Source organism: Psychrobacter sp. M9-54-1, assembly GCF_016613355.1.
Taxonomy (GTDB): Bacteria; Pseudomonadota; Gammaproteobacteria; order Pseudomonadales; family Moraxellaceae; genus Psychrobacter; species Psychrobacter faecalis.
Genome location: NZ_JADGFW010000055.1, coordinates 1 through 8,089 on the forward strand (window position 1 = coordinate 1; position 8,089 = coordinate 8,089).

General features: G+C 44.1%; 9 protein-coding genes. 4 read left to right on the forward strand and 5 right to left on the reverse strand.

The window, feature by feature from the left end; translation table 11 throughout:
• Positions 1–2: 2 nt before the first annotated feature.
• The 5 genes from IQ457_RS13380 to mtgA form a co-directional block, all read right to left on the reverse strand.
• Positions 3–269, reverse strand: coding sequence for a hypothetical protein (locus IQ457_RS13380; RefSeq protein WP_200663877.1), 267 nt, complete (start codon positions 267–269; stop codon positions 3–5).
• Positions 262–513, reverse strand: coding sequence for a hypothetical protein (locus tag IQ457_RS13385; RefSeq protein WP_102077667.1), 252 nt, complete (start codon positions 511–513; stop codon positions 262–264). The genes IQ457_RS13380 and IQ457_RS13385 overlap by 8 nt, the downstream gene beginning before the upstream one ends.
• A gap of 43 nt (positions 514–556) precedes the next feature.
• The gene (locus IQ457_RS13390; RefSeq protein WP_180952588.1) at positions 557–727 is read right to left on the reverse strand and encodes a hypothetical protein; all 171 of its coding nucleotides are present in this window, start codon (positions 725–727) and stop codon (positions 557–559) included.
• A 376-nt stretch (positions 728–1,103) separates the two neighbouring features.
• Positions 1,104–3,350 (reverse strand): polyphosphate kinase 1, encoded by a 2,247-nt coding sequence (ppk1, locus tag IQ457_RS13395; RefSeq protein WP_242465452.1) that lies wholly within the window; start codon positions 3,348–3,350, stop codon positions 1,104–1,106.
• Positions 3,351–3,467: 117 nt separating this feature from the next.
• Entirely contained in the window at positions 3,468–4,154 is a 687-nt protein-coding gene (gene mtgA / locus IQ457_RS13400; protein WP_102077665.1) for a monofunctional biosynthetic peptidoglycan transglycosylase, read from the reverse strand.
• A gap of 222 nt (positions 4,155–4,376) precedes the next feature.
• On the opposite strand from mtgA, the gene IQ457_RS13405 reads away from it, so the two are divergent.
• From IQ457_RS13405 to IQ457_RS13420, 4 genes are all read left to right on the forward strand, one after another.
• Complete coding sequence (locus tag IQ457_RS13405) at positions 4,377–4,691, forward strand: glutaredoxin family protein (RefSeq protein ID WP_102077664.1); 315 nt, start codon at positions 4,377–4,379, stop codon at positions 4,689–4,691.
• Between the two features lie 37 nt (positions 4,692–4,728).
• Positions 4,729–5,916, forward strand: coding sequence for an alpha-hydroxy acid oxidase (locus IQ457_RS13410; RefSeq protein WP_102077663.1), 1,188 nt, complete (start codon positions 4,729–4,731; stop codon positions 5,914–5,916).
• A gap of 246 nt (positions 5,917–6,162) precedes the next feature.
• Positions 6,163–7,161, forward strand: coding sequence for a rhomboid family intramembrane serine protease (locus IQ457_RS13415; protein ID WP_068407155.1), 999 nt, complete (start codon positions 6,163–6,165; stop codon positions 7,159–7,161).
• A gap of 76 nt (positions 7,162–7,237) precedes the next feature.
• The gene (locus IQ457_RS13420; protein WP_068407158.1) at positions 7,238–8,050 is read left to right on the forward strand and encodes a MipA/OmpV family protein; all 813 of its coding nucleotides are present in this window, start codon (positions 7,238–7,240) and stop codon (positions 8,048–8,050) included.
• Positions 8,051–8,089 lie beyond the last annotated feature (39 nt).

Genomic DNA, 8,089 nt, shown 5'->3' on the forward strand with positions numbered 1-8,089 from the left:
AATCAGCCTCCGATAAAGTCGGGGCGGTTCATATCGGTTCCTTTATTGACTCTAGTATTGTCTTCGATTTCATCATGAGCAACAGATGAATGAACCTCATTCTCTGTAATAGCGGTTTCTCGAATATCAGTCTCCTGAATACGAGTTTTGGTTAATTCAGGATCTTTGGTTGGCATATCTTTGGCTTGCATCATAATGTCCTTATTGTTTTTTAAATTATTATTTTTATCGTTATGGTAAATTCGCTTATCGTTCTCACGTTTACTCATTATTCTTTTGAGACAAGTCATAAGCGTTTAAATCAGCAACGTTTTTACCACCAGGTGGCAAATCCTCTTCTTTACGTGGGTCTACATATACTTCATCGGTTTCCTGTGATGCTTGCTCAGGTCCATCAATATCCGGCTCGTACTTTCGACCTTTGTAACTGTCTTTAGGATTTTTTGGCTTTAATGCCGCTGGATCATCAATTAGTACCGGTTCTTCATCATTAGGTTGGGTAAAGTCTTTCATGACGTGTGCCTCGCGTTTGGTGTAGAGCAGCAGATTAGTTTTATTATTTATCAGTCCGCAAATCATCTTCGATAAAAGGCGTTTTTTGCTCTTCGCTTAGATTTTCAGGTTTATCGACTTGCTTGTTATCGGTTAGGTTTTTTTCGATTTGTTGGCTATCTGCTTGTTCTGCCGCTTTTTTTACATCAGATGTGTCATTATTGGTATTACTCATGGTGCAATTCCTCTTATTTGTAATTTATTTATAATAAAATTGTACTAGCTATAATTAGCTTATCCTTGCTCGCTCTTTATAAATTATTGATATATAGACTGCTGTCTATCAGCTATCAGAGACAAGGTATAACTTAATTATAAGAATAATTTTTGACTGCTCACCAGTGTACTGCCGTATCAATGTGTGAATAAATGTGAGGTTAGCCGACAGTTTGTAACTTGCTTTTCATTAGTGCGCTACTTTTTAGTAATTTATTCCACAACTTTATAAGCGCTGTTAAATAAAAAAACCAAGATCCGATAAATACAGATGCTTGGTTTTTATTTGGATTTTTCAATGCTTATTGAATCTAAAAAGGTTGTTGAGAACTAGTCTAAGTTGTCTCGCCAACGCCGTTGATGACCTTTAATAAATGCTCTTGTGCGATATGCGGTGTTTCATCTGCCGCTGGTTGTAATTGCTGCCAAACGCCATTACCATCAAGCGTCCAAGCCTGAGTATTGTCGTGTAGATAGTTGATTAAGCCATCTTGATAAATTTGTTTGAATAGCTTTTTGTCTTCGATTGGGAACGCCACCTCAACGCGGTGGAATAAGTTGCGGTCCATCCAGTCGGCGCTGCCGCAATACAAGCGCTCATAGCCAGCATTATAAAAGTAATAAATGCGCGTATGCTCCAAAAAGCGCCCAATCACAGAACGGACGGTGATATTTTCGGACAAATCCTTTACTTGCGGGCGCAGGCAGCACATGGAGCGCAAAATCAGCTCAATCTTAACGCCTGCCTGCGACGCATCATACAATTTATCAATCAGTCGGCGCTCGGTCAGCGCATTGACCTTGATGATAATATGAGCGCGTTTGCCTGCTTTGGCTTGAGCAATTTCATCATCGATAAAGCTCATGAGCTTTTCATGCAAGGTAAACGGCGCATGTAGGAGTTTTTTTAGATTGGCCGGTTTACCCATGCCTGTTAGCTCTTGGAAGATTTTGTGCACGTCTTCTGAGATATCAGGATCGGCGCTAAATAAACCATAATCGGTATAGACTTTGGCATTGGCAGCATGATAGTTGCCCGTACCGAGATGCACATAACGACGAATTTTATCGTTTTCACGGCGAATGATAAGCATTAATTTGGCGTGAGTCTTGTAACCGACGATACCGTAAACCACCACCGCGCCTGCTTCTTGCAGATAATTAGCCACCGCGATATTTGAGGCTTCATCAAAACGGGCGCGTAACTCGATAACCGCCGTGACTTCTTTACCATTGCGTGCCGCCGCCGCTAGGGCTTTAACGATTTCTGAGTTGGTACCTGAACGATATAGCGTTTGCTTAATGGCGAGCACTTTTGGATCACTTGCTGCTTGCCACAATAGATTGATAATCGGCGAGAACGCATGAAACGGATGATGAACCAAGACATCGCTCTTACGCATCGCGGCAAACATACTGGTCGCTTTATCGAGCTTATCAACTTCACGGCGGAACGGTTTGGGGACGACATGGGTAAAAGGCTGATAACGCAGCGCTGGGATATTAAAATCAAACAGCAAGCGCGTTAAGTTCACCGGCCCATTGACGCGGTAAAGTTGATTGTCATGTAGCTCAAACTCATTGAGCAAATAATCGCTAATCGGCGCTGGGCAATCGGTAGTGACCTCTAAACGCACTTTGTCGCCAAAGCGGCGGTTTTCAAGTTCGCCCTCTAGTGCCTTGGCAATATCATCGACATCCTCTGCCAAATCCAAATCGGCATTGCGCGTTAGTCTAAACTGATGACAACCAGTGACATTCATCCCCGGGAACAACTCACCGATATGCTCATGAATCACCGCCGATAGCATCACATGATGCTCTTTACCACCCGTCAGCTCATCCGGCAAGCGGATGACACGTGGTAAGCTGCGTGGCGCTGGTACAATAGCGAGATTGATATCACGACCAAAGGCATCTTTGCCCTCTAGCGTGGCGATAAAGTTTAAGCTTTTATTCACCAATCTCGGAAACGGATGCGCCGGATCAATGCTAATCGGGGTCAAAACTGGTGAGACTTGCTCGGTAAAATACTGCTTCATCCACGCCGATTGCTCAGGAGTTAGCTCGTCACGCTTTAAGTAGCGGATGTCTTCTTGGGCAAGGGCTGGCAGGATATCTTCATTTAAAATGCGGTATTGCTCGCTGATGGCTTTATGAGTGACAGCAGAGATTTCTCTGAGCACCTCGCTTGGGCGCATACCATGAGCGCTGGTTGAGACATCACCCATATTGAGTTTTTGCATGATACCGGCGACGCGAATCTCAAAAAACTCATCCATGTTGGAAGAGAAGATAATGAGGAAAAACAAGCGCTCTAACAAAGGATGGCGCGGACTGGCGGCCTGCGCCAGCACCCGCAGATGAAACTGCAATAAAGACAAATCGCGATTGATATAGCTGCTCGGCGAATAGCTGCCATCGTCGAAACGCTGCCAATCTATTTCGCTCAAACTCTTGCTCGAGCTTGCCGTTAGCTCTTCTTCTGTTTTGACCAGATTCGTGCTGAGTTCACTATCCGTTTTTGTACTAACATTAATACTATCGTTAATTTCATGATCGTTATTTTGCTTATTAACCATCTCTGCCACCTTTTTAATCCTTTACGTGATCGATATGCCGTCATCTTTTACTTTTTATGAACGCTATTTAATGCCAACCGACAATTTAAGCTAATTACATGCTAAGCCAATCGTTTTCTAAGCGGATTGCGGTAAGACGGCATTTTTCATGCGTTTTTTAATGATACGTTGTTTGTTGCGCAAGCGTTTGTCACTTTGATGACCTTCGTAGTATTTTGGATTGGTCAGCATGGCGATGAGCAAAGCCGATTCGTCACGGTTTAGATTGGCCGCTGATTTATCAAAATAATGCTGGGCGGCAGCTTCAACACCATAAATGCCGTTACCAAACTCAGCGACGTTGAGATAAGCGGTCAAAATGCGCTGCTTATCCCAAAAGGTTTCTATCATTACTGTGATAATCGCTTCTTCAGCTTTACGGGTATAAGAGCGATGCGAGGTAAGAAATAAATTTTTGGCCAATTGCTGGGTAATCGTTGAGCCGCCCGCTGACATTTTGCCCGTTTCTTCGTTCTTTTTCTGTGCCGCCTTAATGCCTTTCATATCAAAGCCATTATGCTGGCTAAAGGTCGAATCTTCACTGACAATCGCTGCTTGTTTGGCAGATTTGGCAATGGCGTCATACTCAGCCCACGTTTGCGTAACCGTGCCACCCGTTAAACGATGGGTCAGCATAAACATGCTATTATTAATCGGCTGGGTCTTCCAAATCAGTAGCAGACCTGCGACCAATATATGAAAAGCCACCACCAACAACATGAATGCCAGTAATAAGCGTTTGAGAAATGTGCCAAAACTTGCCATGCGAGCGATATCCAAGTAGTTAAAAAATAGTCAACATAATAAACTGTTAACCCTAACGCGTTAATCATAAATAGCAGGTCATCTTACCTAATCTCACAATCGCTGTCATTATTTACCCTATTTCTTTATTATGTAAATACTGCCAAGTGCTACGAATACTTTTCTTTAAAAATTTAAAACTAACGCTTGGCGATAAATAGATATAAGAATAAGAGTGTAAATATGGCTAATAATACAGTAGCAATGTTACGGGCACGCATGATTGCCGCCAATCCCAATCTTGGTACGGCTGAAAATCAGGATAAATGGTGGCTACTCGGAACGACTGGCTGTCATCTTTGTGACATCGCTGAGCAGCTGCTTAGCCAATTTCAAGCGGTGCAACCGATACGCTATCAGTATGTTGATATTGCTGATTTTGATGAGGTGCTGATGATGGAGTTTGCTACTACGATTCCTGTGATATTGACGCCATCAAAACGCTTGAACTATCCTTTTTCAGTGTTGGATTTGCAGCAATTATTAGCAGCGTCATAAAACAGACAACGTAAAAAATGATAATAATGAGAAACTTATGAAAGATTTAAAGAAAATAACGGAAATTGAGGATTTGCGCCGTGTTGCCGAGCGTAAAGTACCACGGATGTTTTATGATTATGTCGATTCAGGCTCATGGACTGAGACTACTTATCGCAACAATGAAACCGACTTTGACCGTATTAAATTGCGCCAAAGGGTTCTGGTCAATATGGAAGGGCGCTCGCTTGCCACGGATATGCTGGGCTCAAAAGTCAAAATGCCCGTTGCTATCGCCCCAACTGGCTTTACTGGCATGATGTGGGCCGATGGTGAGATTCACGCCGCACGGGCAGCGGAGAAATTTGGCGTGCCCTTCTCGCTTTCAACCATGAGTATCTGCTCTATCGAAGATGTGGCAGAAAACACCAGTGCGCCGTTTTGGTTCCAGCTCTATGTGATGCGCGACCAAGAATTTATGGCAAACCTGATTCGCCGCGCTAAAGCGGCCAATTGTTCTGCGCTTATCTTAACCGCGGATTTACAAGTCCTCGGCCAACGTCATAAAGATATCAAAAACGGTCTATCTGCGCCGCCAAAACCTACGCTTGCTAATATATTAAACCTCATGACCAAGCCGCAGTGGTGCATGAATATGCTCGGTACCAAACGGCATAGCTTTGGTAATATCGTCGGTCATGCCAAAAACGTCGAGGATATCTCATCGCTCTCGGCATGGACGGCTGAACAGTTTGACCCAGCGCTAAGCTGGGATGACGTCGCACGCATTAAAGATATGTGGGGCGGCAAGCTCATTATCAAAGGTATCATGGAACCTGAAGACGCCATCATGGCTGCTCGTAGCGGTGCCGATGCGTTGGTGGTTTCAAACCATGGCGGCCGTCAGCTTGATGGGGCGTTGTCTTCCATTGCCGCGCTCGCTGATATCGTGCAAGCGGTACGAGCGGAAAATAGCAATATCGAGATTTGGCTCGATAGTGGTATTCGCTCTGGTCAAGATGTGCTCAAAGCACTCGCTGTAGGCGCCAATGGTACAATGATTGGTCGCGCGTTTTTGTATGGACTTGGCGCTTATGGTGAAGATGGTGTTCGCCGTGCGCTAGAGCTTATTTATAACGAGTGTGATATCAGCATGGCGTTTTGTGGTCATACCGATATCAATCAAGTGACGGATGACATTTTGGTTAAAGGCACTTATGAGAATCTTAAAACTCATGCTTATTAAAAACCCAGCTCTATTAAATATTGATATATTCAATTTGATCTAAAAAGGATATGTTCAAAATAGCATGCTGCTAGAATAAATTTTCCTTGCTTGCTGTGTGCTTCGCACTCCAGAGGCTTCGAAAAATTTATTCTAGCAACCCTATATCGTTTTGCAGTTGAATCGACTATAACCCACTTATGGGTGACACGCCCTAACCCTAGCCTTTATACTCTACTCATCACTTTTTATTGATAGTTTGCGTTTATGACCATTCAACAATTATTAAAAACCGCGCCCGTCACCACTTTGCTATTAATAAGCTTTATCGGCTTATTTATCATGCAGGTGCTGAGCGGCGTCGATGCTAACAATCCATCGACTGAAGCATTGCTCAAATGGGGCGCCAATGCTTTGCCTTATACTATGGATAATGAACCATGGCGCTTGGCAAGTAGTGCCTTTTTGCACATCGGTCTGATGCATTTATTGTTTAATGGTTTTGCCATGTATTTCTTTGGGCAAATCGCCGAGCCGATGTTTGGCTCAGCGAAGTTTTTGGCGTTATTTTTACTGGCGGCAATCGGTGGTAATTTACTGAACAATTATATCACGTGGCAAGGTATTTTGGATGGCACTGGTCAACCTGGGCTATCAGCGGGCGCGTCTGGCGGTATCATGGGTATCGGTGCCGCGCTATTGATAGCCGCGCTGTTTAAAATATCAGTCAATGGCATGGTGCTCAATCTGAAAAGCCTAATCATTATTATGGGCATCAATTTGGTATATGGCTTTGCCGTACCGGGCATTGATAATGCCGGTCATATTGGCGGCGCGGTCACAGGATTGGTGATTGCATTGGCGTTTGCTATCGCCTACCGTCAGCGCTTGGCTGCTACGCTACAGAATGTGCCTAGCGCAGCGCAAGACATTTATCAGACTACTTATATCAATTCTCCAACAAGTAGCGATACTGACTTTTCTATCCCTACTTCTACCCACGCTCCTCGCTTTGATAATGGGGGTAGTTTTGATAATAACAGCAGTTTTAATCACGACTCTGCTGTAAACTTACCCTTAGATAGCTATGCTAATCAAGCAGCCCTTAATCACAGCAAAATTAACGAACAACAAACAGTGACCAAATCGACGTTTATTTGGCAATTGCTACCGTGGCTGGTCATGCTGCTGATCAGTATTGGTTTTATATGGTGGTGGCAAGATATTCATCAGCAAATACTACAAGTGCTCGCCGCCATTGAGTAAAATGCCAGACTTATTTATTATTCTATTTATCGACTCTGTTTTTATCATTTATCCCACCCACTTATGAGAGCAAATCATGTTTAAATCATCAGCGCTATCGAAACCGTTGACGCGCACTGTCCTTAGCGCATTGACCGCCACTGCCCTATTTAGTGTCGCCAGCATCTCTAACGCCGCCCTCTTTAAAAACAACTTACCAACTGATAAAGATGCCATTTTAAGCGTCGGCGTCAACGTCATGGCAGTCAAGTCGGCTTATGATTTGGAAGACAGCACCGACATAAAAGTATTGCCGGGTGTGTTTTATGATAACAACAGAATCTACGCACGCGGTGCGCAAGCGGGCGCTTATATCATCAATGATGGCACCAATCAGCTAGCCGCTTATGCTCAGCTCGATGGCAGCGAGTTCGACCCTGACGATGCAACTGGCGCCCTGCAAGGTCTTGATGAGCGTAAAGCCTCAGCCGCTGCCGGTCTATCCTATCTGCGCCGTACGCCTGTTGGTGGTTTCCGCCTGCAAGTCGCGACTGACGTGTTAGATAAAAGTGGTGGTAATACAGCGCGCTTGACCTATCTTGCTAAAATTACTAAAGATAAGCTGACCGTCTATCCAAGCATTGGCTTTGAGTATCATGATGCTGACTACAATAACTATTATTATGGCGTTAGTGCGCAAGAGGCAGCGAAGACAGGCGTCGCTGCTTATGAGTCAAATAATAGCTTAAACCCTTATATCAATATTAGCGCTAATTATGACTTTAATGAGCGCTGGGCAGGATTTGCCAATCAAAGCTTAAGCTATCTGCCAAATGAACAATACGATAGTCCAATGGTTGACTCGCGTACGGATGCCACGACGACGCTAGGATTGCTTTATAAATTTTAGTTAAGCAACCCCAGTTCGGGATAAGCCACATTGTAACTC